This is a genomic window from Polaribacter sp. 2305UL8-11 (genome assembly GCF_058147165.1).
The window spans coordinates 38,274-62,074 of record NZ_JBYVJW010000018.1 but is presented as its reverse complement, the minus strand read 5'-3'; the positions used below and the strand labels follow the sequence as shown (position 1 = coordinate 62,074).

General features: G+C 32.3%; 29 protein-coding genes. 2 read left to right on the top strand and 27 right to left on the bottom strand.

Going from position 1 to position 23,801, the window contains the following annotated elements; translation table 11 throughout:
• Nucleotides 1-84: 84 nt before the first annotated feature.
• The 13 genes from pgeF to ACY2RW_RS15025 form a co-directional block, all read right to left on the bottom strand.
• On the bottom strand, nt 85-804 hold the full coding sequence (pgeF, locus tag ACY2RW_RS15085) for a peptidoglycan editing factor PgeF (RefSeq protein WP_490123571.1): 720 nt from the start codon (nt 802-804) through the stop codon (nt 85-87).
• Between the two features lie 2 nt (nt 805-806).
• Nucleotides 807-1,733: a hypothetical protein gene (locus ACY2RW_RS15080; RefSeq protein WP_490123570.1), complete on the bottom strand. Its 927-nt coding sequence runs from the start codon at nt 1,731-1,733 to the stop codon at nt 807-809.
• A gap of 305 nt (nt 1,734-2,038) precedes the next feature.
• Nucleotides 2,039-2,329 carry a hypothetical protein gene (locus ACY2RW_RS15075; RefSeq protein ID WP_490123569.1) on the bottom strand — a complete coding sequence of 97 codons (291 nt, stop codon included), beginning with the start codon at nt 2,327-2,329 and terminating at the stop codon, nt 2,039-2,041.
• A 47-nt stretch (nt 2,330-2,376) separates the two neighbouring features.
• Nucleotides 2,377-2,913, bottom strand: coding sequence for a relaxase/mobilization nuclease domain-containing protein (locus ACY2RW_RS15070; RefSeq protein ID WP_490123568.1), 537 nt, complete (start codon nt 2,911-2,913; stop codon nt 2,377-2,379).
• Nucleotides 2,910-3,377, bottom strand: coding sequence for a hypothetical protein (locus tag ACY2RW_RS15065; protein ID WP_490123567.1), 468 nt, complete (start codon nt 3,375-3,377; stop codon nt 2,910-2,912). The genes ACY2RW_RS15070 and ACY2RW_RS15065 overlap by 4 nt, the downstream gene beginning before the upstream one ends.
• Before the next feature lie 24 nt (nt 3,378-3,401).
• The gene (locus tag ACY2RW_RS15060; protein ID WP_490123566.1) at nt 3,402-3,764 is read right to left on the bottom strand and encodes a DUF2958 domain-containing protein; all 363 of its coding nucleotides are present in this window, start codon (nt 3,762-3,764) and stop codon (nt 3,402-3,404) included.
• A gap of 11 nt (nt 3,765-3,775) precedes the next feature.
• Entirely contained in the window at nt 3,776-4,084 is a 309-nt protein-coding gene (locus tag ACY2RW_RS15055) for a hypothetical protein (RefSeq protein ID WP_490123565.1), read from the bottom strand.
• Nucleotides 4,084-4,287, bottom strand: a complete 204-nt coding sequence (locus tag ACY2RW_RS15050; protein ID WP_490123564.1) for a hypothetical protein — start codon at nt 4,285-4,287, stop codon at nt 4,084-4,086. The genes ACY2RW_RS15055 and ACY2RW_RS15050 overlap by 1 nt, the downstream gene beginning before the upstream one ends.
• The gene (locus ACY2RW_RS15045) at nt 4,274-5,773 is read right to left on the bottom strand and encodes a type IV secretory system conjugative DNA transfer family protein (protein ID WP_490123563.1); all 1,500 of its coding nucleotides are present in this window, start codon (nt 5,771-5,773) and stop codon (nt 4,274-4,276) included. Before ACY2RW_RS15045 ends, ACY2RW_RS15050 begins: the two co-directional genes overlap by 14 nt.
• A 201-nt stretch (nt 5,774-5,974) precedes the next feature.
• Entirely contained in the window at nt 5,975-6,682 is a 708-nt protein-coding gene (locus ACY2RW_RS15040; protein WP_490123562.1) for a hypothetical protein, read from the bottom strand.
• Nucleotides 6,661-7,815, bottom strand: coding sequence for a hypothetical protein (locus ACY2RW_RS15035; protein ID WP_490123561.1), 1,155 nt, complete (start codon nt 7,813-7,815; stop codon nt 6,661-6,663). Before ACY2RW_RS15035 ends, ACY2RW_RS15040 begins: the two co-directional genes overlap by 22 nt.
• An 80-nt stretch (nt 7,816-7,895) precedes the next feature.
• Nucleotides 7,896-8,042 (bottom strand): hypothetical protein, encoded by a 147-nt coding sequence (locus tag ACY2RW_RS15030; RefSeq protein WP_490123560.1) that lies wholly within the window; start codon nt 8,040-8,042, stop codon nt 7,896-7,898.
• Between the two features lie 63 nt (nt 8,043-8,105).
• On the bottom strand, nt 8,106-8,564 hold the full coding sequence (locus ACY2RW_RS15025) for a hypothetical protein (protein ID WP_490123559.1): 459 nt from the start codon (nt 8,562-8,564) through the stop codon (nt 8,106-8,108).
• A 499-nt stretch (nt 8,565-9,063) separates the two neighbouring features.
• Here ACY2RW_RS15025 and ACY2RW_RS15020 point away from each other — a divergent pair, with 499 nt between their 5' ends.
• Together ACY2RW_RS15020 and ACY2RW_RS15015 are read left to right on the top strand one after the other, a co-directional pair.
• Nucleotides 9,064-10,071 (top strand): hypothetical protein, encoded by a 1,008-nt coding sequence (locus ACY2RW_RS15020; RefSeq protein ID WP_490123558.1) that lies wholly within the window; start codon nt 9,064-9,066, stop codon nt 10,069-10,071.
• A 2-nt stretch (nt 10,072-10,073) separates the two neighbouring features.
• Nucleotides 10,074-11,459 carry a right-handed parallel beta-helix repeat-containing protein gene (locus tag ACY2RW_RS15015; RefSeq protein WP_490123557.1) on the top strand — a complete coding sequence of 462 codons (1,386 nt, stop codon included), beginning with the start codon at nt 10,074-10,076 and terminating at the stop codon, nt 11,457-11,459.
• A 26-nt stretch (nt 11,460-11,485) separates the two neighbouring features.
• Here the strand turns inward: ACY2RW_RS15015 and ACY2RW_RS15010 are convergent, their stop codons facing one another.
• From ACY2RW_RS15010 to ACY2RW_RS14945, 14 genes are all read right to left on the bottom strand, one after another.
• Entirely contained in the window at nt 11,486-11,971 is a 486-nt protein-coding gene (locus ACY2RW_RS15010) for a hypothetical protein (protein ID WP_490123556.1), read from the bottom strand.
• A complete protein-coding gene (locus ACY2RW_RS15005; protein ID WP_490123555.1) occupies nt 11,961-12,278 on the bottom strand; it encodes a hypothetical protein in 318 nt (105 codons plus the stop codon). Before ACY2RW_RS15005 ends, ACY2RW_RS15010 begins: the two co-directional genes overlap by 11 nt.
• 158 nt (nt 12,279-12,436) lie before the next feature.
• Nucleotides 12,437-13,003: a replication protein gene (locus ACY2RW_RS15000; RefSeq protein WP_490123554.1), complete on the bottom strand. Its 567-nt coding sequence runs from the start codon at nt 13,001-13,003 to the stop codon at nt 12,437-12,439.
• Nucleotides 13,004-13,073: 70 nt separating this feature from the next.
• Nucleotides 13,074-13,973, bottom strand: a complete 900-nt coding sequence (locus ACY2RW_RS14995; RefSeq protein WP_490123553.1) for a tyrosine-type recombinase/integrase — start codon at nt 13,971-13,973, stop codon at nt 13,074-13,076.
• A 388-nt stretch (nt 13,974-14,361) separates the two neighbouring features.
• The gene (locus ACY2RW_RS14990; protein WP_490123552.1) at nt 14,362-15,333 is read right to left on the bottom strand and encodes a tyrosine-type recombinase/integrase; all 972 of its coding nucleotides are present in this window, start codon (nt 15,331-15,333) and stop codon (nt 14,362-14,364) included.
• A 73-nt stretch (nt 15,334-15,406) separates the two neighbouring features.
• Nucleotides 15,407-15,724 (bottom strand): hypothetical protein, encoded by a 318-nt coding sequence (locus tag ACY2RW_RS14985; RefSeq protein WP_490123551.1) that lies wholly within the window; start codon nt 15,722-15,724, stop codon nt 15,407-15,409.
• Between the two features lie 79 nt (nt 15,725-15,803).
• The gene (locus tag ACY2RW_RS14980; RefSeq protein ID WP_490123550.1) at nt 15,804-16,364 is read right to left on the bottom strand and encodes a hypothetical protein; all 561 of its coding nucleotides are present in this window, start codon (nt 16,362-16,364) and stop codon (nt 15,804-15,806) included.
• 30 nt (nt 16,365-16,394) lie between these two features.
• On the bottom strand, nt 16,395-17,000 hold the full coding sequence (locus ACY2RW_RS14975; RefSeq protein ID WP_490123549.1) for a hypothetical protein: 606 nt from the start codon (nt 16,998-17,000) through the stop codon (nt 16,395-16,397).
• Between the two features lie 37 nt (nt 17,001-17,037).
• Nucleotides 17,038-17,241 (bottom strand): hypothetical protein, encoded by a 204-nt coding sequence (locus ACY2RW_RS14970; protein WP_490123548.1) that lies wholly within the window; start codon nt 17,239-17,241, stop codon nt 17,038-17,040.
• 19 nt (nt 17,242-17,260) lie between these two features.
• Entirely contained in the window at nt 17,261-17,524 is a 264-nt protein-coding gene (locus ACY2RW_RS14965) for a hypothetical protein (RefSeq protein WP_490123547.1), read from the bottom strand.
• Nucleotide 17,525: 1 nt separating this feature from the next.
• Nucleotides 17,526-18,314, bottom strand: a complete 789-nt coding sequence (locus tag ACY2RW_RS14960) for a DNA adenine methylase (protein ID WP_490123546.1) — start codon at nt 18,312-18,314, stop codon at nt 17,526-17,528.
• A 127-nt stretch (nt 18,315-18,441) separates the two neighbouring features.
• Nucleotides 18,442-18,909 carry a JAB domain-containing protein gene (locus tag ACY2RW_RS14955; RefSeq protein WP_490123545.1) on the bottom strand — a complete coding sequence of 156 codons (468 nt, stop codon included), beginning with the start codon at nt 18,907-18,909 and terminating at the stop codon, nt 18,442-18,444.
• Between the two features lie 84 nt (nt 18,910-18,993).
• Nucleotides 18,994-20,169, bottom strand: coding sequence for a type IV secretory system conjugative DNA transfer family protein (locus ACY2RW_RS14950; RefSeq protein ID WP_490123544.1), 1,176 nt, complete (start codon nt 20,167-20,169; stop codon nt 18,994-18,996).
• A 460-nt stretch (nt 20,170-20,629) separates the two neighbouring features.
• A complete protein-coding gene (locus ACY2RW_RS14945; RefSeq protein WP_490123543.1) occupies nt 20,630-23,767 on the bottom strand; it encodes an endonuclease in 3,138 nt (1,045 codons plus the stop codon).
• Between the last annotated feature and the right edge of the window lie 34 nt (nt 23,768-23,801).

The following is a 23,801-nucleotide window of genomic DNA, read 5'->3' as shown; positions in this document are numbered from 1 at the left end:
CAAAAATCTAACCTATATTTTTAAAGAGTTGTCTTTAAAAATTCTCTTTTTTTGGAATTATTTATACTTTTAGGCATTACTTTTTTAACAATCTTGTATCCAAATCAATGTCGCCATACGTCCACTCTCATCTTTATCTCGTCTAGCAGAGTGCAAATCCAAATCTGTAAAAGTATCTTTTCCTCCTCCTGAAATGTTTTTCTCCAAAACTCCTAATTCTACAAGCTGGATTTTAGCAATCTTATATAAATCGGCATAAAACCTACCTCCTAATCCTTTATTAAAAGCTTCTTTAAATTTTGAGTCTTTATTAACAAATTCAGAATAAACTTCAGGTCCAACTTCAAAACTATCTTGAGAGATTGCTGGACCTAACCAAGCTAGGACTTGAGAAGGATTAGAAAAATTAGATAATACGCTTTTAATAATACCATTATTTAAACCTTTCCAACCAGCATGAGCAACTCCAACTTGATCTCCTTTATTTGAAGAAAAAATTATTGGTAAACAATCAGCACTTCTAATTGCGCATACAACTTTTTTAATTTTTGTCGTTGAGCCATCTGCACATGCTTCTTTATCTATAGGTAAATTTAAAGATAAGTCCTCATGTACTTGTTTTATCCAATGAATAGGAGTTTTAGGTTTAATTAGTTTCTCTAGTTCTTGTCTATGAAATGTTGAATCTTTGGTTCTAGAAAATGAAACTACTTCTCCCTTAAGATTTTTACGTAAAATACTAAAAGCAACAACTTGAGGGATATGATGCCAATGTGGACCTATTGTCTTGTAGTCATGAAACATAGTTATAATTTATCATTAAAGTTACTTCTTTTCCAAACGTTGATATATGTTTTTTCTTCATTAGACGTTATTTCGTATGCATCATCCCATAGAGTACAAAAATATCTATATACAACATTATACATGCTCTTGGGAGCATTTCCATTTTTAACAGTACTTTTGGCATATATTTGAGGAAATATTTTTCCATGATCTTCTCTTCCATATACCGCTATAGAAGCCACACAAAAAGATTCGTCAAGAAACATCGACCTAAATATAGGCAAGTTTTCAATACAACTTGCTTTGTAAAGTAAAAAGTCAATATTTAAACCTAATTTATTTTTAAAGTTTAAAATATGACCTATGGATACTTTTGCTTGGTTTTGATAATAATTATCTTTAAATCCTCTATTTCGAGCAGCTTCTATTAATCCCTGAGAAGATGGATGCGCTAATAGTAATTTTACATTACCCCTAGATTCTTTTATTCTCTTTAACATTCTTTCAAATTCATCCAGCTTCGCAAAATTAAACGCATTCGTGCCTACTAAATAAAAATTTTTATGTGTTGAATTAAAAGCTCTTTTATATGTGTCTTTTGATATTTTTGACGTAATATGAGTTAAGCCAATCCTCCAAAAACCAAACAACTCAAATAGTAATATGTAAACCAAAACAAATGAGGTCACAATAATTAAAGTCTTTTCTCCAATCAATGAAAGAGGAAATGTAAAATATATTAATGAACTTAAAATAAGTACAATAATAATTTGAAAAAAAATTAAGTATCTTCTATCGTAAAGAATAGCTCCTCTTTTACTTTTCCTATCTAATGCATTTACTATTACCATCCAAAATTTAGAAATTAAACCCAGTAAAACAACCGTTAAAATTCCTCCAATAATAGATATTAGTAAGTTTAATACATTTTCATCAATTCCATACATTCAATTTTGTTTTGTATTATTTACAACTTACAATATATGTAAAAATATTATTTATTTATACTAATAATAAAAAATCGATTTAACGGAAGTCGCATTGCGGTGCTTTTCCGACAAATCGAAACTAACAAATCCAATCACAACGACGTAAATCGAAAATGATTTTTCTTTTAGCGACATCGTGATGCCAGATTGCAAATTTAATTGAAACTATCGTTATCAATAAAACTTGCCTCTGGTTGAAGGAAAAGAATTTCCCTCAAACTCCCTTTCTCACCAAACTGTGCATAAAAAAATAGAATGATTTTTTATAATTCTATATCCTTAGATTTGTCTAAATCTTGCTGTTGTTTCATTTGCTGAAGTGAGGCAAAACGCTCTTGGGTTTTGTCTTTTAAAAGTAGTAATTGTGGATCAATACCTAAACTATGTTTTAACCTATATTTTCGCTTTCCAAAATAAACGCCAGTGAGTTTTGAATTACGATGGTAAGTTTGAATATTAGCTTTTAAAAGTAGGTTTTCAAATTGTTGTATCGAAGTAGATTTTTGAAAAATATCCTGTACTTTTTCAAATAGCATATCCTTATCCGATGGCATTGCCATCCTTTTTTTAAGTTGACTTTCTTTTTCAGAATGGGCTTTGGTTAATTCTTTTTTTTTAATCCATGTCGTACAATACTATCTTCTAAAAATGGATAGGTTTGTATCTGATAGGTTTGAAGTTTACTCTTAATATCAGCTAACTTTTTCTTGCTGATCCTCGAACTTTTATAGTTAGTCATACGAATTCCTGAAAAAACTAAATGTGCGTGCCAATTTTTATTTTTCTCAAAATGCATTGCTCCAACACATAACATTTGACCATTGGTACGCATCTTAATATATCTACCAACTAAATCTTTAAGAATGGATCTTGTGAGGTGTTTAGTTGATAGGTCTGAAAAAGAGACAACTTCGTGATATGCCACTACAGATTTGTTGCCATAATGGGATTTTCTATTGGCTTCTAAATCTTCAAATTGTTTCGCCCATTTGTCTTTGTCATATCCACGAAGATGCTGTTTGAAAATAAGTTGTTGACCCTTTGGGTCATTCAATGACTTACGTCCATCAAAGATGTACTTTATGAGCTTTCTTGCTGCTTTTTTATTTCCTGTATGACTGATACTTTTGATGATCAAAATTCTTGATTTAATAAGATTTCTAATTGTTTGAAAAGCTGTAGTAATTCTTGATAACTATTAGATAACTCTGGGTAACTATTCTCAAAAGCTAATTCCTCTACAACATCAAAGCCAAGGGAGAATAATTGTTTGATTTCTGTTGTGATTTTTGATGCTCTAATATTTGCTGTATGTATAGAATTAGTTTCTACGTATAAGAGTGCAATATCTTTTAAAAAGCCTGCTAATTTTTTTCCTTGTTCAAGTGCCAGTTTTTCCAATATTACTTTCTCTTTTTTAGAAAATGAAATACTAATATTCGTATGAGTACTCTGATAGCGACGCTTTTGATAATGCTGTAAGTATAACTTTCGATATTCTTTTCGTGCATTTTCTATGTCTTGAACAGTTCCCCATTCAAGTACACCCATAGCATCTAAATAGGCTTGAACATTGTTGTATGGAAAGTCTGTTGTTTTCATTTTAATTTCTTACAGAGAAATGGTTTAGAGTTCGATATCTTGGTCCCTAGTATTGTCTTTTTCTTGAGTATTTAAATCTTGAAATCGTTGTTTACTAATCAGCTCTTTAAACGTGAGTTCTTTGAAATAGATATCCCTTTCTATACCTAACCCCAAAGGCAATCGTAATGCCTCTAATTCTGTAATAGAAAATGTTCCCCATTCATCAACATACATTCCTGTAACATAGCCATAAGCTATTTTTGTCTCTGGGTCGTACTCACTTGCGTACCAAGTCTGAGAGCCACATGGGTTGAAGAACTTGGTAATAAATATTGGGTTTTCTGCTTCATTTTGACTTCCAACTTCTGCAAATCGTTGTTCTAATTCTGGTGTTATTAATTTCATGTCTTTAATTTTTAATGTTCTATATCCTTGGAGTTTTCGTTTTCTATTTCAAGAGATTGTATTTCTAGTGCTGTAAATCGCTCTTGCACTTTTTTCTGATGGATTGCTCTTTGTACAGCACGATCTTGTTCACGTTCTTTTGCCAAATTCTTCTTACTTTTCTTTGACAGCTTTTGCTTTCGTTTAGGTTTTTCTCTTTGAGAGTTTTCCATCCATTGCGCTAACTTCTTTTCAGAAGCAATCCATAATCGCAACAAACTATGTTCTGCAATAGCTAATATTTTACCTATATCAAAATGGACTACTTTCTTTGTTTTCATTATTCAGCTTTTTTTTGTTTTTGATGATTTTCTTTGACCAATTGTTCGATACAATTCAAACACTTTTCAACAGCTCTCGTGGAGTTTCTGTTTTGAAGCTCAATACATTTTAAAAAAGTTGCAACAGCAATACAGACCAACAGTATCATTGCATTTTTCATCCACCTTTTGTTTTTAGAAAGCGTCCTTTTAAGCTTTTCCATTGGATGTATTTTTATTGAGTTTCATCACATCCTTAATCAATTCATCAATTGGCAGGAGTTCTGGCATTGGGTTATTAGTTTGAATCTCAGGTGCAGGAATTTCAGCTCGTTTTTTTAACAATTTATCTTGATAGAAAGCTTTGATACGTTTCAAACAAATAGGACGTTCCTCACTGGTGATTAAAAAGCCACCCTCTTTTGTATGCTGATACATCACTTCTTCAGGGGTCATGACTTCCCTTGTAAGCGTTTTACCCTCTTTTTCGTAAGAATACCTCCCAAGAGACTTGCTGATGTGAGTCACGGTATCTAAATCTTGTTTTCCTAAATACAAGACAGTTCCTGTATTGGTTCTTAAGGTCGTTGCGCCCTCTTTTTCATATAAATTGATGCATTGGCTATAAGACTGATAACCAAAGATTCCGAATGATTTAAACTTACGTATTTGACTGGAAATAAATGGAATAAACCCTTTGTCAGTAGTTGTCACAGCTGACATTTCATCGGCAAAAAAAGCAATGGGAAGTTCTTCTTTGGTGGGTACACCTGATTTCATAATGAAATCAAACCACGCTTTTAGGAATAAAGAGTTCAGTCCTTTTAATCGTTTTTGGGCGGTAATAGAACTCTGTATCCAGAGGATTTTACGCTCATATCGAAAAGATTCCATCACCAACGAAGTAGTGGAAGTCGTGCGTATCACATCCTCATCTTGCCAAAGTACCAACACAGATAAAACATTAGAAAGTACACTGTTTAAAAACTTGGCATCATTGGCTAAGAATGCTTTGAAATTGCTGTATAATAAATCGTCAGCAAATACAGAAATGAGTGCCTTAAGCTTTGTAGGCTCTCCTTGTAACACAACGATTAGATATCTGACATTGTACAAGTTTACATATCCTCTTAATCCTGTGATGTACTCAATACGTTTTAAAAGCAAAATACAGTAACTAATCACAGAAGCGGATAGATTGTTCCAAATTGGATCTTTACTACCTCCATCTGGGGTATGACTCGCTACCAAATCCACCGAAAATCGATGCACATCTTCTGCTTTTAAATCTTCCAAAGGATTCCAGGTTACGGTGGATGCATCTGCCTTGGAAAAATTAATTACAGCTTGCTCATCTAGTACATCTTCTAGATACCCTCCTGTGGTATCTCTTAATTCTTCTGCCAAGTCCAAACAAACAATTGACATCGGAGTTAATTCAGTAAGTGAAAGTAGGTTTTGGAGGTAAATTTTTGTGGATTTGCCAACTCCAGTTTTTCCCAGCAGGAGCATTCCACCTTTCATCATTTGAGCTAAACTCACAAAGCGACTACCTATTTTAAGTCCATTGCCTTTTGGGTGTTTGCGTTTGAGAATTTTATCTGCATCTCCCAAACTTCCCTTATAACTATGGTCTTTTTCAAAGAGACTTTCAATGCCATCAAACAGCATCGTCAACGGTTCTAATAATGCGTCTATAAATGTTTTCATTTGTCTTATTTTTTTTAATAAATCATATTATTTCTGCTTAATGTCCATAATGGACTGGGCTAATCAATAAATCTTTCAGAAATCTTTGCCAGTATTTTTGAGATTCCCTCTGTGATTCTTGAGAGCATATAAATGCCCATCATCAAGAGTTTACATACAGCAGAGAATATCTGCTGTAGGGTTTTAAAAAATGTTTTTACCTTACTCATGATGCCATTGCTGTTCAAGTCCAACTTTTACCTTAATCCCCTTTTCAGTAAATAATTTTTTGTAGATTAATACCCAACTGCGAAACATTCGATTTTGCTCTTTTGTTTTGGGTTCATAGATCAAGTACAATTGGGTATGTAGCACTTTTGGAATTTGTATTTTTGTTTTTAATTCCTCTGCTACTTGTAATGGGTTTTTCAACAGAGATTTGCGTTTTGCATAACTGTTATAGAGGTCCGAAAATTCCGTTAAATCGCTGTATAATAGAATCACATTATTGCTTGTAGTTCCATTTTGTAGCTCCTGCAATTGCTCTAATAAGGGAAACAACACACTTGAATTCTTATAATGATAATGTTGAGCATTTTCATAAAGAATCAAAGAATCTAATCGTTTGTAAAAACGTTTGGTATCAGAATTTCTTTGATGGGTGTTTTCCAATACAGTTACCGCAGGTAATTGTATATTGTATTGCCTGATATAATCTGTATCACCAATATGTTGGTAGATAACATCTACACCAAGATTTGGGTTCGATTTGGTGTCCACTACCGATTGAACATCTGCAAGTGTGGGCTGTACAATACTTTGGTCAGTTCTGTCAGAGAGGATTACCAAAGCCATTTTCTGGGGTGTAAACTGCTCACATCCTGTGAGCAGTAAACTAGCTATACAAGCTATCTTAATTCTGTTTCGCATAATTCAAATTGGGTTTTATCTATGTTTTGGTATTGTAATTCTAAAGGAGGTAAATCATCTTTAGAAGTAAATAGTACATCACATTTAGAATTGGTTCTCAAATACAATTCCGCCTTAAACTCTTCAAAATTTCCTTTGTAATGAGTGTTTACTTCGGTTTCTAATTGTCCTGCCAATACTAAAAAGTTGTAATGTTCTGTCAATTTGTTTTGAAGTGATGTTACTTCATTGTTTTTCTGTTGGATTAAAAGCTCACGCTCTTTTTCTAATTCCTCAATCTCTTTAGTATCTAATAAATACTTTTTATACAAGTCCATTTCTTGTTTTGTAGGGCGGTACGTATATACTAAATAACAAGAGATAAGATATCCAAAGAAATTTATGAGGGTTGGAACCATAGGGGATGAAACAAACACATCTGCCATCTCAGGATTGGCAATCAATAAGGATTGAATCCTCATTGAAGAAAACATGTAAAAAAGTAAGAAGATTGGACTGGCAAAAAGTACAAACAGTAATAACTGCTTTTTTAAGTTATTTCCGCCAAACTTCACCACATATTTTGGGGTAATATGCCCCCACCAATAGACAACAAAAGCACTTATAACAGAAATGGCAATTGCTGAAAAAGCACTTCCTCCTAGTAATTGGTAAACACCGAAGTTTGCTACTAACTCAAAAATTGCTAAAAAATACAAGATCCAAACTTTCTGATGTGTCCACGTTTTTACTTTGGCTTTCAACTTCTGGGAAGCTTCATCTAACTTTCCTTTTAGTAGTACTAATTTGTCTACCACTTCTAAAATTTTTCGGTTTAAATCCTTGATGATTTTTTTTGCTTCATCAATATCTTTGATCGATTGGAAAACACTTAATTTTCCTGCCAAGGTTTTATCAATCTTATCAACCAATTTTTGATAGTCTGATTTTAAGGAGCCTAAAAAGCTTTTTATTCGAGTTCCTTTGGCAATATTTTTAAAATCTAAATTTGCCAATTGCTGTGCAGTCTTCTTATGTTTGATAAGTAGAACTGCATCTGTGGTTTGAATTTCTTTGCTTAATTCTTGATGCGCTAGAATCGTTCTAGTGGCATCTTTTTTCTTTTTCTTAAATAATCGTCTTAATAAATTCATCTTTATTTGTTTTTAAGTGATATATGTTATTGTTTCTTAATTTCCGATCTGCTCTAGATTGGAAGTAATTGTTTAGTACATTAATCTGTTTTGTTTTCATCTTGTTTGTCTTTAGCGTTATTATTCCGTTGTTTTGTATTCCACCATTGCTGTAAAAGTGAATTCGTATTTAAGTGTCTTGATGTAGAAATCGTATGATGGTTTTGTATAGCTGTGTTTGTTTTCATTATGTATTGTTTTAAAATTGGAAATAGAAAAGCACAGTTTCGATAGAAACTGTGCTTTAATTTTTAAGAGTCTAAAATATCTCTTTGTAACCAACCAAATGACCCTCCGTTATCTGGAAACTGTCTGCCCTTGTAGATTGCTATTAAATATGCTTTATTCTGTAATTCATTTTGTTTAAACAAACAGAATACATATTTAGAAAGTTTATATGTACTTTCTGCATACTTAAAGTAATATTTAGGATTTCTAACATTTACTCTATACCAACGTGCTGTTTGGAAAACTTTGCGATAGCACTTTACAGCTTCTTCTATAGAAGCTAAACTATCGTCACGTTTAAAATTTAAATAATGATGTTTACCCTGTAGATAATCAATGTACATTATAAGACCAGGGTTAAGGTCTTTAAGTTCTATTGTTTTTAAAACTTTAAAAGCTTTATTTTGTCTAGATACATCTCCAGACTTTATTTCTTTATTTAATCTCTTTAAATAAGAAAAAGTAATTTTTGCTGTTTCCATTTTTTATCGTTTTTAAAAAATTTAACTTGTGTTGAATTTTTCAAAACCGTTTCTAAATGCAGCCAATCTCTATTGTAATTTTCATTAACTAGTATACAATGAAACTTACGTTTACAATTAGTGCTAGTAACCTAATTGTCGACCAGCTATTTTTCAAAATGTGGTTTTGAAAAATGGTCACCTTTAGATTTTTTCTGAAGGTGTTTTTTATTTCCTCCTTACTCAATCTGTTGGTAAAACTACAATAGATTTTTATGGTTTTAACATATAACTAACTGTTTTACAGTATTTTAAAATCAATAAACGCGTAGTGTAATCACAGTGAAATGACAGTGAGTTCCCAATGAAAATATCAGCTTTAAAAGAAACTCTTAATACATCTATATAAACAGAGAGTTAAAATTTAGTTTTTATAGAGTGTGTTTTGTGAAGTAAAAAAATGAAGTGATTTTTCATATTGTTTTAAAAACAATAGATTTGTTATAAAAATATTGGCTTTATGGATATAAAAAGTAAAATAACTACTATTAAAGATATTCCTCCAAATACTATCAGAAAGGAAGTCCAAAAGAATATCATAGATTTCAGACTTAAATTGCATAGTAAAAACTTGGGCTTAAGTAAAGATGGTAAAAATGCTTTAATAGCAAAATTTCAATCCAATGAATTTAAAGCTTTTCTAAAAAAAGAAGATAATAAAACTGTTGAGGATTGTTTGATGAGTAATTCTGCTATTACAAACCATCAAAAAGATGGACTTATTGGCAAGAAAGGGAGAATAGCTAAATCTTTAGATTTTTACAGTTTTTATTTTCTTGAAACCAAAAATCAATGGTATCAATGGCTAGAAGAATATAAAAACCTTAAAATAAAACAGAATCCGACATTGGATCCTGATGCTGTTTCAAATGATGCTGAAAAAAACGAAAAAACAAAGTATTTCAACACAGAAAAAGTAATTATAAACACACCTGAAGTTGTTATTACGCCAAATAAGTTAATTCAAATTATAAAAGAAATAAGTCCTCTTCAAAAGAAAATTATTTCTTTTGCTTTACTCATGTCCATTCCTCTTTTCATTTTATATATGAGTTCTTTTAGTAGCAATAAAGAGAAAATTTGTTGTACAGAAAAGTCAAAATCTATCGACCAATATATTACTGATATCCAAATAGAAAATATTTCTTTTTTCTCAACAAGTTATTTAAAAAATATGCAGGATCAATTACAAGAACAGTCCTGTGATGATTGCGACTTGAAAGTGAAGTTAAAAGTTTTAAAAAAATCATTACACAAGCTAGCTATTAAACTTAATTCCATAGAAAAAGAGCAAAAAGAGGTTGAGGGAAATAATTTTACAGAACTATCAAAATTAAATATAAAATCTCAAATTACAGTATATGAAATACTTTTATATCTTTGTGAAAGTGACATTTGTACTGATAGTGAACGTGTTAGTGTTCAAACAATTCGTGATCAGTTATATGGATTAAGAAAAAGTTTTTAAATATGAAAAAGAATCAAAAAAGAACCCTCGTTCTTCCCTTTATAGGAATACTGTTAATTTATTTAGTTATTTATTCATGTGGTTCTTCCAATAACAATACTTTTAAAGTAAATGGTAAATCAAAAATTGATAACCGAAATGGTGTTATTGTTGTAGGCGACAGTAACAAAGTAGAATTAAAAGTAACCAAAATCATTAATAATTTAGAGATTAAAACTCAAAATCAGATTATTAATAATATTCATTACTACCAAGACAGCATCAACCAAATAGCAAAATTTAAAGATTCTATCTTAAATAAGATAAAAACTTTAGAAAGAAAATATCTTTTAACCTCAAAAAAAGAGAAGAAAAAAGAAGTTTTAGAACAAAAGAAAAAGCAACAAAAAGTTCTTAATAAAACCAGTAAAAGAGAAAGAGTTTATAAAACAGTAAAAAGAGAATTAGAAAAAATTCTGAAAGAAAATTCTGAAAAGACTAAAATTGAGAAGCCCAAAAAAATTGCCTATGCAAAAACTGCATTAGAATTTATAAAAGCTATTGATAGTAATACTAAAATAATTCTTACAGCATCAAGTTATGATATTTCTCAGAAAGAACTAGCCCAAAACCACAATTTATATTACCTCCCAATAAAAAACATTTCAAACTTAGAAATCGTTGGTCAAAATGAAAATCCTGTACATATTTTTTCTAATAATATTAATGACCCAGTATTAGATTTCTATAATGTAAATAATCTTACATTAAAAAACCTAAAAATAGGACATTCTGGAATTCTTGATAAAGACATAATAGGGTGTGGACCCGATGGAGATGTTTTGGATTTTTCAAATTGTAATGATGTACTTATCGAATCTTCATTCCTATATGGCTGTGGAACTCAAGGGATTGATTATTGGAAAGGTAAAAGATTAATAGTAAAAGATACTGAAATATATGATTGTACAAATGGAATTTTTTCTTCTTATGATTCCTCTGATATTTTGTTTGAAAATTGTACTTTCAAAGATAATCAAGTTACTTCTCGTTCTTTTTTTAACCTAGGTAAGACAAAAAAAATAAAAATAGTCAATTCCAAAATTGAAAACAATACAGTAAACAATAGTAAAGAAGAGCTGTTTGACACAAATAATAATCCTTTGAATAAATATTTATTTAACGCCAAGAATGAAGTTATTGAGACGTATGGGGTGGTTAATAACAATTATAGAGTAATTAAATCAGAAAAAGTGACTTCAAAGATTGAGATTATCAATACTTCTATAAAAGGAAACGAAATAGATTTTTTAGGAAATAATCAGCAAAATATTATTCTTAATAAAATTACTTATGGCTCTCCTGACAATAAGTTTCGTAAAAACAAATTGTATTCATCAAATAACTAATAAATTAGCTTTTATTTTTATGAAAACTACTCATTAAAATACCAAAACACCACAGCCAAACTCACCGCATCAAACACTCCAGCATTGTAATCTTCGGTATCCCAAGCCGTTCGTTTAGGATACTCAAAAGCTCTTAATTCTGAAAACCATTCCATTAGTTTTTTGGAGATTTCAAATTTAGATTTGCATTTAAAGTTCTCAAATACCTGTTTGATCTGTGTTCTGGTATAACTATAGACTTCTAACTTCTTCGCTTTCGCTTCATTGCATATCAAATCAATGACACGTTGGGTCTTCTTGCATTGATTCTTTTTTAAATCGTTGATGTTTCTTGAAAGCACAATATCTGGTTTGTAATACTCCATAAACTTTTTGATGTTTTTTTCTGCCTTTTTTAGTGAAAATGGATAGTTCGATTTGATGCCATAGTCAACTAAATCTGTATCGTGACATAATGCATACGCAATTCCTCTTCTGTTAGGATACAACGCCAATATGGTTTTATTTTCCATATTGTTCATCTAAATGTACCAATCGTTCAATCACTTTGTGTAATCCTTCAATACGTAAGTTGTTTTTAATCGTATTGCTTTTCTCTTGCAATTGTTCCAAGAGCTGAAAAGAACGATGCATCAGTTCCTTGTAGCCTTGCTTAAAAACTTGTCTAATGTTGCTTTGTATTGGCAAATTAAATAGAATATGATAGCCTATGAGTGCTTTGGGATAGGGTTTTCCTATCTCAAAGCGGCGCAGATTCGATGCATCAATGTTTAATATGTGAGCAAGGTCATTTAGTTTCAAATAGGATGCCTTTCTCATCTTGGTAAGGTTGTGTGTTGTAATGTGTGTCATAAAATAATGTAAAAAGGCAATGGGGTTATCTCAATGCCTTTTTACATACTAAAGAAAGTTAACAACTACGAAAAGGAGTAAAAAATGGTACGATATACCAAAAAAATTCGGGGGTACACGAAACTTTAGTGGATAGTGTGGGGATTAGTCGGTTTTAGAGGATTTGTGGTACTCGTTTGTGTTTTTAAAATTTGTTGAATCCGTTCTGTATCTGAAATGCGTTTCACCCCTTGTGCAATCATATCACATATTGGTTTTATCTCTGTTGGTTTAATTATGTGCACTGTGTTCATAGGTTTGGTGCTGGTAAGTTCACAAGCTTTTTTCTTTTTTTTAAATTCCTGCTGTTCAAGTCGTAAACGACTTGCAAAATACAAACGAGGTTTCCCTCGTCTTTTTATTTTGCTGTACAGGATGTTTCCATTGGAATCTGTTACAATTATTAATTTCTTTTGTATCAGGTTCTCAATAGCAGTAGAGACTGAACGTCCAGATAAATTACAACAGATGCAAAACAACTTTTGAGAAATCCATGCCCTATGTATTCGCCTATTCGTACTTCCCTTTTGTATCATTCCATAGGTTCTTCTGATTATCAGTAATAGAATTTTGAACTCACTGGAGGGTAATTGTTTCATTAAGGTGTCGATGACTTCATTGGGTATTTGGGTTGTTCTTTTATAGTAACTCATTACATCATTTTAACGTGGAGTTAGAAACCATAGGAGGGACAACAAATTGTATTTTGTTAATTTAAGATAGTTAAGAAAAAGTTCTGTTAAGAGGATGTTTGGTTACTTGGCTTCTTAAATGTTCTGCAGTTGCTGACAAATAAATAGTGGTGGTTTTGATATCACTGTGCCCCATCATTTTTGACAGGCTAAAGATATCACAGCCTCCCTCTAACATTAAAGTTGCAAACGTATGACGGAGTTTATGAATCGTAAAATCTAATTTTGAGGCTTTTTTGAGTTGATTCGTTACCAATTTTAGACCAGGAGCTGAAAGTCCTCGATTTCTATTGGAACAGGTAAAAAACTCTGGGCAAGTTTTAAGGCTTTTTTTACGCATTTCAAGGTATCTATTTAGACTTTGAGCCAAAGTATAGCTGATAGGGATAATACGATCCTTATTACCCTTTCCTTGCCTTACAAAGAGCGTTAAGTTCTCTAGGTCTACATCATGTAGCTTTAAATTGAGTAATTCACTTTTGCGAAGTCCTGCAAATAGAAATGTAGCAAAAATAGCATGGTTTCTGTATTTGAGGTATTTGTGGGTATAGGGGTAATGATATACCACCTCTAACAATCTAAAAGCATCTTGTTTTCTGATCGATTTAGGTAGTGATTTTTCAAGGTTAGGAAGCTCGATATCTTCAATAAAGTTTTTCTCCATGTAGTTTTGTTTTACACACCATCTAAAAAAGACGATTAAACTCATATAGTAAGTTCTGTAAGTAGTTACTTTCCATTTTTTATCCACCCTTCCATGTAGAAAAAACGAATGGACAATGGATTCGTTGATTTGATTGCTATTGGTAATCTTTGAATATCTTAAAAAATAGCCGATTTTTTCTTTATATCGCTTGGTTGTTTGATTGGTTACGTTTCTAAAATAGGTTGAATAGTGACAATATTCTGAAAGTAAAAGTTCTGTGTTCATAAGTAATATGGTTAGAGAACAGAACCATTAAAAACAACAAGTTGTATCACTGAATTTGGATGCACCTATATTCGGGACGTACTACCAAAAGGCTGTTTTGTGACTACGTATTCTTATTAGAATGTGAAAATATAAGGGCGATTTGTGGACCTGACAGGACTCGAACCTGCCACCTCGTCAGTGCAAGTTAGGTACAGAGGTCTAAATTCCCCTAATTCGTTATTTTATATAGGTTTTAGGATGATTTGGAGTCTTTTTTAAGTTAAAAATCACTACCACGTCACCTACACAAAAAAGGGGTGAATTTGCTGTATTTAAGGTTCTATCTTGCTAATATTAATTAGTAAATAAAACGACCTCTTTAGTATATGTCCTTTCCTTATATTAATCAATAGCACAAACGTTCTATTGCCCCTCTTGCATTTTCAGGTTGTATAGATCGTAGGTATTGCATCGTCATTCTAGTAGTTGTATGTCCTAATACTTTCATGATACTCGTAATATCTGCATTACTCTTGGCTAGCATACAAGCAAATGTATGTCGGAATCGATGCATATGAAATTTGACTCCTGATTTCTTTTTATATTTTTGAACCCATCCACGTAAACCATCAGGGCTTAGTGGGCTATCGCTTAAACTAGACAAAATCAATGCACCACATTGTGATGCTTTTAATTCAGGTTGTGTGAGATAGGTTTTAAGGTGGGTTAGCAATGTATAATGTAATGGAATGGATCTACTCCTTTTTGATTTTGACGTTTTTCCACTTATAAATAACGTTTGTTTTTCAAAATCTACATCTTGAATACGAAGGTTTAAGAGTTCTCCTTTTCGAATACCTGTATACAATAATAAACTTATAATCAATACATCTCTATTGTAACGAAATTCATTATCTCTTCCATGTAAGGTAATTGAGGCAATAATTTTAGAAATATCTTCTTCACTTAATGCTTTTTCATCTTCATAATTGGGCATGGGTGGTTTGGAGATTTTTGAGCTGAAAGAATTATAGGGAATAATTTCTCTTTTTTCCAACCACCGAAAAAAAGCAATGAGTTTATTATAATAGGTTCTTACAGTAGAGGGTTTAACTCCTATTACTTCTGTATCTTTTCCGATGATGCGTTTTCTTGTTTGCAATCGTCTAAAAAATTCACTCATCATACTGGGATGCAAATGTTCTATACTTGTAACTTCTGGCATTATTTTTTGAAAGGTTTGAAAAACTTCAGCATAACTTTTAATCGTTTGAGGCCGAAGTCGTTTGCTAAATTCACATTCCAACACATATTCTGCAAAATAGTTTTCTAATGCTGTTTTTGTTGTTATAGTAGGATAGTTTGGTATACTATTCATAATAGTTTAGGGACTATTAACGGATAATAAAAACGCTTTTCTCTCGATTAGCGTTTTTGTATTTAATTGTTAATTATTCTTTTAACCAAATGGCTTCAGCTTTTTCAAAACCACACCATTGGTGGTTTTCATCATATCCACGAGATGCCAATTCATAACGGATTAACTTCTCTAGTGGAATTTTATACTTTAGGATAAAGCGTAAAATTTCTCCGTCTAAAGTAGCAATGTTCCCTTTGATTTCTGCAAAATGATACAAAGGGTCAATGTCCATGCCAATATTTCGGATATGTTTATACTCCATATCAGCATAATGGTCTAGTAAAGTTTCAAATTCTTCATCTTTAAATGTAGGATGGTCGGGAGATACGATTAAGAAATCTCCCCTCACACTTTGAATCACTCCAAAACGTTTTCCCTCCACTCGATGTTTAAAGTTCAACCATATAGCAAAATCAATGGCTTTTTCTTTATTTGGTTGTCTGAGTAGGTTTGTCATCTTTTGTATTCGTTTTAGAGGTGTCAGAAGTTTCCTTTTTATCTACCTTAACCACGGGTTTTACCCGCCCGTTTAGGGAAATGATGTCTTCTCTTGAAGATGTAGCATCTTTGCTTTTGGTACGAATGAGTTTTTGTGTATTAAACAAGCTTCTGCATTTGATATTAAATGCTGAATATTTTACTGCTTCCTCATTCTTTGGAATACTTTTTACATACCCATCATACCAAGCACCATTGGTTAGTTTATTGTCTTTGGCTTTGATAATTAAATCCAAGGCAATACTGCTTACTGTATTTACATTTCTATTCGGTTCAGAAACAGTAACTCCCAATTCTTTAATCTTCAATTGTTGTGCTTCATCTGCATATTTTGATAAGATCGATAGGTCTCTATGCTGTTCTCTTAAGCGATTGACAATGGCTTGTTTTTGATCTTTTGTTTCGATCATTTTTGCTTCAACTACGTTTAAAAGCATTTGGTCTTCTTTGATGTTACTAATAAGTACATCAACTGCATTTGTGTTATTCATAATGATTGTTTTTAAATTTATATTTAATTTTTAAGCATCTCCTACCAATCTTGGTAAGACATGTAATTCTTCGTCTTTGAATTTCCCAGATGCTACCAAAGCATCTATTTCTTGTTTGGCTTGATGGTGGGTTTCATAAAAACGTTTGGGATGGGATTCCACATTTTCTACGTCCTCAATGCTGACAGTAGAATCATAAATGCCATAAATGGTATAGACTTTTCCAGCTTTTCCAGAAAGCACTATATAATTTGAAAAATCGTATTCGTCCCATAAGTCTATACTTTTACTCATCAGATAGTGGGTATGTAATCCTAATTGGTCTAATGTTCTATATACTTCGATAGAAGTGATTGCTTTGTTCTGCTCAATTTCAGCATTCCATTGTTTTAAGAAATGTTCTAAAATTTCTGCATTAGAGAGTTTATTTAAAAGCTGTTCTCTATGTAAGTGAAATGCTTTTAAATGTCCATCAGCAATACGCTCTCGATCTTTTGATTTTAAAATGGAGACGAGTTCCTCTCGAGCAAAGAAATCTTTGAAAAAGGAATCTAATTCTGTTGATTTTTGCTCTTGTAATTCTGCTAACATCTTTTCTAAAAAATGCTGTAACACTAGTCGTGTGGTAATTTTCATTGTCTATAGTATTGAGTGCGAATCGCACAGATTAGTATTAGTGTTTACAATGCTCTCGAATGGTTTCTACCAAATGTTCATGGTCATTGTGTTTTGTAGCTTCAGAAATGACAGATGCTATTTCTGATTCACTCCAACCTTCTCGATTGGCGAGATATTTAAAGAGTTCTAAAACTGTTTGTGCAGTTCCATTAAAACCTCGCAGATCGAGGTCAATCATTTTGTCTACTGTTTTCTTCATAGGTATTTGTATTTAGTTGTTAAAATTTTGGGTTGTTTGGAATTCTTTTTCCGTTTTTAACACGAACTCCTTTGGGCATTTTTACAATGACTGCATACTGCATCAAATGGTTGAAAATTTCCAAAGGATTCATATTTTTCGTTTGGTCAAATAAGGTTTGTAGTTCCAGGTATGTCCAACCTTGTTGGATTGCTGAATTTCTAAAAGCCAATAGAAATCCTAAAAAATCATCACGATATTTATAGAGACTGACTCTAATTTTTGGTTTGTTTTTTAGAGACATCTTAAATCGGATAATTGGCAGTTAAAATTTCTTTTTTTCGGCCTCTTGACTTCCCTTTTACTGCTTTATTTGCAGAGAGTGGTTTGTCAAAAGTTTTGGTAAACCATCCGTATTTTTGAATGTATAGCGTAAGAATTTCTGATGGATAAGAGCTGAGTAGGAACTTTCCTTTGATGTTGGAAAGAAGTTCTAATAGGTTTTTAAAATCTGCCTCAGTATAGCCTCCATAATGCCCCATATCACTATTGAAATACGGTGGGTCTACATAATGAAAAGCATCTTCTGTATCTCTACTTTTAATCACTTTCAAAGCATCATTATTTTCTACTTGAGTATTTTCTAATCGCTTGTAGATTTCTTCATTAAAAGCTAATTTCTTATTCCGAAAAGCTTTGACTCTTTTTCCATATTTGTCATAGCCCCAACTTCCAATCTGACAACTAAAACCCATATTAGTTCCAACATAGAATGCCCAAGCTTGTTGTAGTTTGTTAAACAAGTGTGGCATTCTGTAAATTGTCAGAGCAACTGTATAGGTGGCTCTGGAGAATAGTGTGGCTTCAATTTTTTCTTTGATGTTATCAAAATCTGTTTGTACCACTTCATAAAAATTAACCACCATATTGTTGGTGTCATTAATCACTTCTGTTTCTGATGGGGTTTTGGAAAAGAAAATTGCACCACCTCCGAAGAAACATTCTGTAAAAATTTTATGTTCTGGAATTAATGGTAGTATCTCCGATACTAAATTGATTTTACCTCCATAATAGGTGATAGGGGTTTTGGGCATAGTGGGTGTGGTGTGGGTAAGACCCACAGCTAAATATAAAATAGCGTAGGTTTAAAATTAAAAAGAATAATAATTATGAATTATCAATTACGAATTCGTAATCAAAAAATTTGTACTTCATAATTACTTACAGTTCTCCTTGATTGGAAAATGAATAATAGTCTTCTGAACTAATAATCAAATGGTCTAATAATTGGATGTCAAATAATGTCAGTGCTTTTTTGATTTTTTGAGTGATTCGTTTGTCACATTTTGAAGGGTTTAATTTCCCAGAGGGATGATTGTGAATTACAGCCACATGCACACTTGAAGTTAAGAGTGCCAACTGACAAATTTCTTTTACATCTACTGACACTCCACAAGTGGAACCTATGGCTATTTCACAAATCCCTTGTACCCTGTTGGCACGATTGAGTAAGACGACCCAAAAGAATTCTTTGAAATCAATGCGTTGTGCATTTGCATATTTTTGCATCAATTCATAAAGATCATCTGCACGAGTAATGTGTACCATTGTTTTGAATAATGGTCGTTTGTAATGCAATTCAACTTCGGAACAACCGAGTAGTTGTTTTGATAATACGTGTTTTTTCATATTGAATTAAGGTTTAGATTTAACTGTATTCTAAATCCTGTGCATTATTTTTTGGAGGCGCAAAAAATGGTACTTGGTGGACAACTAATAAATGTCTTCTGGCTCCAAGGTTCGAGCAGAAAATGCAACGGATGGAACACCCCCTATCATCATTTTTAAATAGACCTCATAATTGGCTAAATTCACAAAATCGGAAGCGGAGAAAATAGGCGAAAACTCTTTTTCCATGGTTCGTGCATCGGCTTGTCCTAACCGAAAACTCACAATAGTTCCCACATTGGATAAAATGGCATCACGCACTTTTGGGTCTAGTTGTGAACCATATTGGTGGGCTAAAATTAATCCCACTTGGAACTTACGAAGTTGACTGAGCATTTCTGCTAAAGTAAGTCCACTGTATTCTTGGAACTCATCTGCGTACACAAAAAAGGGTTTTCTATTATGTTGTGGGATATCTACTCTTGAAAATCCTGCATTAGCCAATGAGATTAATAACAAGCCTCCTAAAATCTGTGCTGGCTCATTTCCAATACTTCCCTTTGCTAAATTGACCAGCAGTATTTTTTGATCGTCCATTATGGATCGTAAGGAAATTTGTTGTTGGTTAGTCACCAAGATTCGATACACAGAGGGATAGGATAATAGGCCTCCTATTTTGTTAAATACTGGCAATAAATCTGATTTGGTGTAGGTGCTAAATTCTTTTTCAAAGAATTGTTTTACAGTAGGGTTTTCGATGTTTTTTATACAAGAATTTCTGTATGCTTTGTCTTGTAGTAATTTTAAAATATCAGAAAAATTGGCTGTGGGTTGATCTGTCAGGCAGAGGATACTATTGCGTAAAAGATGTGATAATTTTACTCCCCAGCCTTGTTTACCCCAAATTCGCTCTAGGATTTCTAAAATACTCGAAGCCACCAATGCTCGTTTTTCATAGCTTACTTTTTTTAAAGGGTTGTAGCCTAAAGTGGTCGTTTTTGAAGCATCTAAATACAATACTTCATCTCGTTTGTAGGGTGGGATACTTTGGTATACATTCTTTACCAAATCTGCATGTGGGTCTATCAAACAAAAACCATTGTTTTGAATGATGTCGTTTTTCATTTTGGTGTGTAATAAAGTGGATTTTCCAGATCCTGAACGACCGATAATGTAAAAATGATACATTCTGTCACGCATAAAAATACCAAACCGATCTTTGGTATTTCTGAAATTGGTTTCTGCAAAATAACAGATGGGATTGTTGAAATCTTTGCTCACGAGTGACAGTTTCTCGTGGGTAAAGTGGATTTAAAAGGGACTGGAAATGGTAATTGAAATTTTAAAAACATAAAAAACAATCATCATTGGTTCAATTTCTAACCTATAGAATAATTGCCAAATCAATATGCTTATTTTATGATTATTATATGAAAAACAAAACTATATTTCAAAAGAGGATTTCATTACCCATAGGAAAAGACTTGAAGAAATTTTTGAGGGTTATCAATTTACTATTTTAGAACAAAAGTTTGAGCAAGAACTGAATATTCTAAAAATAGCCAGCATTTATGAAGTAAGTACCAAGCGAGTTTCTGAAATCATTCTAGATTGTTTTAGTATATTAAAAAAAGAAGGTCTAAAAATTAGTTAAACAATTAATTTTTGTATCTTTAATTTGAAAATAGTGCGGTCTCGCACTTTCTTTTTCATAGCAATTTTTTAAACTGAAATCTCTTTTTTAATAATTAATCATCAGTTTTTTATTTACTATTCCAGTTGCATTTTGTAGTTGAATTATATACACGCCTCTTTTAAGTCTTTGATGCAAAATAGTATTTTCTTGTTTCCCTAAAAATGAAGTCCTAAAAACTTGCTTTCCAGTAATATCATATAATACTAAACTTGTTTGAAGTTCTTCTAATCCGATAATTTTAATAGTATTTTCCCTGGTTGAATACATATTTACATTGTTTAATATGGAATTCTCTAAATTAAGAGCAGTACTACTTGTATGTAAAAAATAACGCCCAGTTCCATTCATATTATTAGTTAGCGTTGTAGTATATTCGGTAGAATCATCTAAAAGCGTAAATGTATTATTTGACCTATCTTCTATGTAAGCTTGATGTGAATCTGGAAGATTTACTATTTCAGCAGAGATTTTTATTTCAGTATTCTCTGATGCATTTATTCCTAATGCTATAACTTCATCAAAACTATCAATTGGTATAGATTGTATTCCTAAACTTTGACCTTGATTATTCTCAACAAGTTCTGAATAAATAGTGAAATTATTATTTGTACCTCCAAAAATTGTTGCATCTAACCCATTGTCCCAACCTAAAGTAGCTCCGTTCATATAAATAATATCTGTACTACTATCAGATGTATTACTACTTAACTTTAACTTAATGTGTGTGTAATCATTCTGAATTCTACTAAAAACATCTGTACTTTGATGACTTTGTAATGCTTCTGGAAATGTAAAATTACCACCAGTACCATTAGATTTTACAAAAAAACCTTGACTGGGTGGGAGATACCTAATTCCGTCTATGATAGCTGATGCTTGATTTATTTGTTTGTATTGTCCTTCTACTTGATTCCAAAACCAAATTGTTTGCTCTGCTAATACCCCAGAATTGGCACTTAAAATATTATTAAGGGCTGTTGGTGAAGGATGGTTGACTGCTAAATAAGAAGGAAAAGGATTACCAATTAAATTAAAGCCATTACCACTTACTCCTCCATCAGAAATTAGTATGTTTTTTGTTTCTAAAGGCATTGTTCCTGTAATGGATATATTTCCTACTGAAGATAGTTTTACTGAACGCCCCTCTCCACTAGACAGGGTTCCTGTAGTTCCTGCATTTGCATACGTCCAACTTGGCGTAGTATTTACATAATCTCCAATACCAACATTCCCACCAGTTCCACTTGCAAAACTATTTCCTGCAATCATATCCTCTATACTTTCATTAGTCACAGCAGAGGAAATTAAATACCAATTGGTAGTTTCTAAATAACGACGATAGGTAATATCAAAACTTGTAGAGTTTTTTGCTATTAAGGAAGATTCAGAACTTAAAATGATATTCCCAGAATTTGTAAGGTTTGAAACTACTGTAAGCGATGCGTTTGATTCTAATGTCAAATTTCCTACAGAAATACTTCCAGATGCATTTACTGTTTGTCCTGCTTTAATAATCACATTGGTATTGCTTGGTATTGTTCCAAAACTCCAGTTACTAGCTGTATCCCAATTCGTATCTGTTGTACCTAAAAAAGTATTAGTTCCTGTAACAATGTGCTTCCCTATACCATTAAATGTATCTGTAGAGAGTTGATTCCATTCTGATACTGTATAAGTCGTATTTGGACTCATAATTGTATGCTTTCTTTGTAAAGTAGTATTTTGAGCAAAATTGCCAGTTCCTCCATTAAATATACCAATGATATCTATCAAGACATCATTTTTAAATAAACCAACTGGGTCATTTCCATTAAAGGTTACTTGTGTTCCTCCATTGGTAATATCTGCTTCATCTGTAATTGTATTAGATGCAGAACTATTCGCAACAACAAAAACATCTCCATTCGCCAAAGTGCCTGTTAAGCTCAACCCTGAAGACCATGAGCCTGCTCCATTGGTTTGTTTTTTTAATGAATAACTACTTAAATTTACGTTGCTCCCTGTGTAATTTGCTATTTCTAAAGCTTTATTATTAGAACTTCCTTCAATGTATTCAGAGAAAAAAAGGTCTGATGAAGTTGTGCCATTATCCGAACTTGTATGAACGATTAAAGAGGAACTTGATACTGATGTGTTACCATTGGCATCATACCCTTGTATTTTTAGATTGTAAGTAGAAGAAGAAGTAAACCCAGAGGCATTATAAGTATTCGTATTTGAAGTTCCTACAGCCACATCATTTATTAAAATGTTATATCCAGTTACCAATCTATTATCAGTAGATGCTGTCCAAGTTATTGTAAAAGAACTCCCTGTAATATTTGAAGATGATAAATTGTTAGGAATAGTTGGAGCTTGATTGTCATAAAAAGCACCAAAGAAATCTTGTGCTTGAGTTCCTCCCCATATTTGAGTAGCAAAAGCAGGATTGTCTATAAATGGATTTCTATTTCCTTGCGAATACGTGCCTGCGCTATTATGATAAGTGTTGCGTTGCTTCTCAAAATCTGATACTGGGTCATCTACATTCCATTGCAGGAATAAATCAATCATATCATCTGGAGTAGAAGCACTGCTACCAACCCCAAGTAATGTTGGCAAACATTGACTTCCGTATCTTAAATACATATACATAGCAATTCTTGCTACATCTCCTTTCCATTCATCTCCTGGATACCAACCACCGACTACAGAAGAAGCATTTCCAGTACCTGTTGCAAATAGCTTATTTCCTCTTGAAGAATTTGTGGGTGCATCTGAAGGTCTTAAATTATGTGCATCTGAATAAGGTCCGCTTGTGCCAGAATCATCAAGGTCTGGATCACCTAGGGAATTAGCAAAAACATGTTCTCTATTCCATAAACCCTCACAACTTCCTACTCCACATGTGTCATTTAACCCTCTTTCTCTATCATTATCTGGGTCTGCATCAGAACCATCTTCATATCCATAGATTAAAAGCAATTCTGCATTATTAGCTGGATTTACATCAGTGATTTTAATCGCATCTATAACATTTGCATAGGAAAGTGTATTGGTATGTGTTGTAATTATTTTGGTGGCTAATTCATTTTTTAAGGCAATACCACTTAAGCTTAAGTTTACATCATTGTAATAGGAAGGTATTTGAGAAAATCCTTTGAAAGAAATTAAAAAAAGTAGTAGTAAAAAAATCTTCTTCATATCTAATATCTAGTTATTCAATTTTTTAGGGTTA

Coding starts and splice junctions, on each gene's coding strand:
- ACY2RW_RS15040 (WP_490123562.1), bottom strand. CDS start 6,682: ATGCGAAACAGAATTAAGATAGCTTGTATAGCTAGTTTACTGCTCACA.
- ACY2RW_RS14980 (WP_490123550.1), bottom strand. CDS start 16,364: ATGAATAACACAAATGCAGTTGATGTACTTATTAGTAACATCAAAGAA.
- ACY2RW_RS15060 (WP_490123566.1), bottom strand. CDS start 3,764: ATGAAATTAATAACACCAGAATTAGAACAACGATTTGCAGAAGTTGGA.
- ACY2RW_RS15035 (WP_490123561.1), bottom strand. CDS start 7,815: ATGAATTTATTAAGACGATTATTTAAGAAAAAGAAAAAAGATGCCACT.
- ACY2RW_RS14965 (WP_490123547.1), bottom strand. CDS start 17,524: ATGTCTCTAAAAAACAAACCAAAAATTAGAGTCAGTCTCTATAAATAT.
- ACY2RW_RS15025 (WP_490123559.1), bottom strand. CDS start 8,564: ATGGAAACAGCAAAAATTACTTTTTCTTATTTAAAGAGATTAAATAAA.
- ACY2RW_RS14990 (WP_490123552.1), bottom strand. CDS start 15,333: ATGAATAGTATACCAAACTATCCTACTATAACAACAAAAACAGCATTA.
- ACY2RW_RS15000 (WP_490123554.1), bottom strand. CDS start 13,003: ATGAGTTACTATAAAAGAACAACCCAAATACCCAATGAAGTCATCGAC.
- pgeF (WP_490123571.1), bottom strand. CDS start 804: ATGTTTCATGACTACAAGACAATAGGTCCACATTGGCATCATATCCCT.
- ACY2RW_RS15065 (WP_490123567.1), bottom strand. CDS start 3,377: ATGAAAACAACAGACTTTCCATACAACAATGTTCAAGCCTATTTAGAT.
- ACY2RW_RS14970 (WP_490123548.1), bottom strand. CDS start 17,241: ATGAAGAAAACAGTAGACAAAATGATTGACCTCGATCTGCGAGGTTTT.
- ACY2RW_RS15075 (WP_490123569.1), bottom strand. CDS start 2,329: ATGCCATCGGATAAGGATATGCTATTTGAAAAAGTACAGGATATTTTT.
- ACY2RW_RS15055 (WP_490123565.1), bottom strand. CDS start 4,084: ATGAAAACAAAGAAAGTAGTCCATTTTGATATAGGTAAAATATTAGCT.
- ACY2RW_RS14960 (WP_490123546.1), bottom strand. CDS start 18,314: ATGCCCAAAACCCCTATCACCTATTATGGAGGTAAAATCAATTTAGTA.
- ACY2RW_RS14995 (WP_490123553.1), bottom strand. CDS start 13,973: ATGAACACAGAACTTTTACTTTCAGAATATTGTCACTATTCAACCTAT.
- ACY2RW_RS15045 (WP_490123563.1), bottom strand. CDS start 5,773: ATGAAAACATTTATAGACGCATTATTAGAACCGTTGACGATGCTGTTT.
- ACY2RW_RS15020 (WP_490123558.1), top strand. CDS start 9,064: ATGGATATAAAAAGTAAAATAACTACTATTAAAGATATTCCTCCAAAT.
- ACY2RW_RS15010 (WP_490123556.1), bottom strand. CDS start 11,971: ATGGAAAATAAAACCATATTGGCGTTGTATCCTAACAGAAGAGGAATT.
- ACY2RW_RS15050 (WP_490123564.1), bottom strand. CDS start 4,287: ATGGAAAAGCTTAAAAGGACGCTTTCTAAAAACAAAAGGTGGATGAAA.
- ACY2RW_RS14955 (WP_490123545.1), bottom strand. CDS start 18,909: ATGAAAAAACACGTATTATCAAAACAACTACTCGGTTGTTCCGAAGTT.
- ACY2RW_RS15080 (WP_490123570.1), bottom strand. CDS start 1,733: ATGTATGGAATTGATGAAAATGTATTAAACTTACTAATATCTATTATT.
- ACY2RW_RS14975 (WP_490123549.1), bottom strand. CDS start 17,000: ATGAAAATTACCACACGACTAGTGTTACAGCATTTTTTAGAAAAGATG.
- ACY2RW_RS15005 (WP_490123555.1), bottom strand. CDS start 12,278: ATGAGAAAGGCATCCTATTTGAAACTAAATGACCTTGCTCACATATTA.
- ACY2RW_RS14945 (WP_490123543.1), bottom strand. CDS start 23,767: ATGAAGAAGATTTTTTTACTACTACTTTTTTTAATTTCTTTCAAAGGA.
- ACY2RW_RS15015 (WP_490123557.1), top strand. CDS start 10,074: ATGAAAAAGAATCAAAAAAGAACCCTCGTTCTTCCCTTTATAGGAATA.
- ACY2RW_RS15030 (WP_490123560.1), bottom strand. CDS start 8,042: ATGAAAACAAACACAGCTATACAAAACCATCATACGATTTCTACATCA.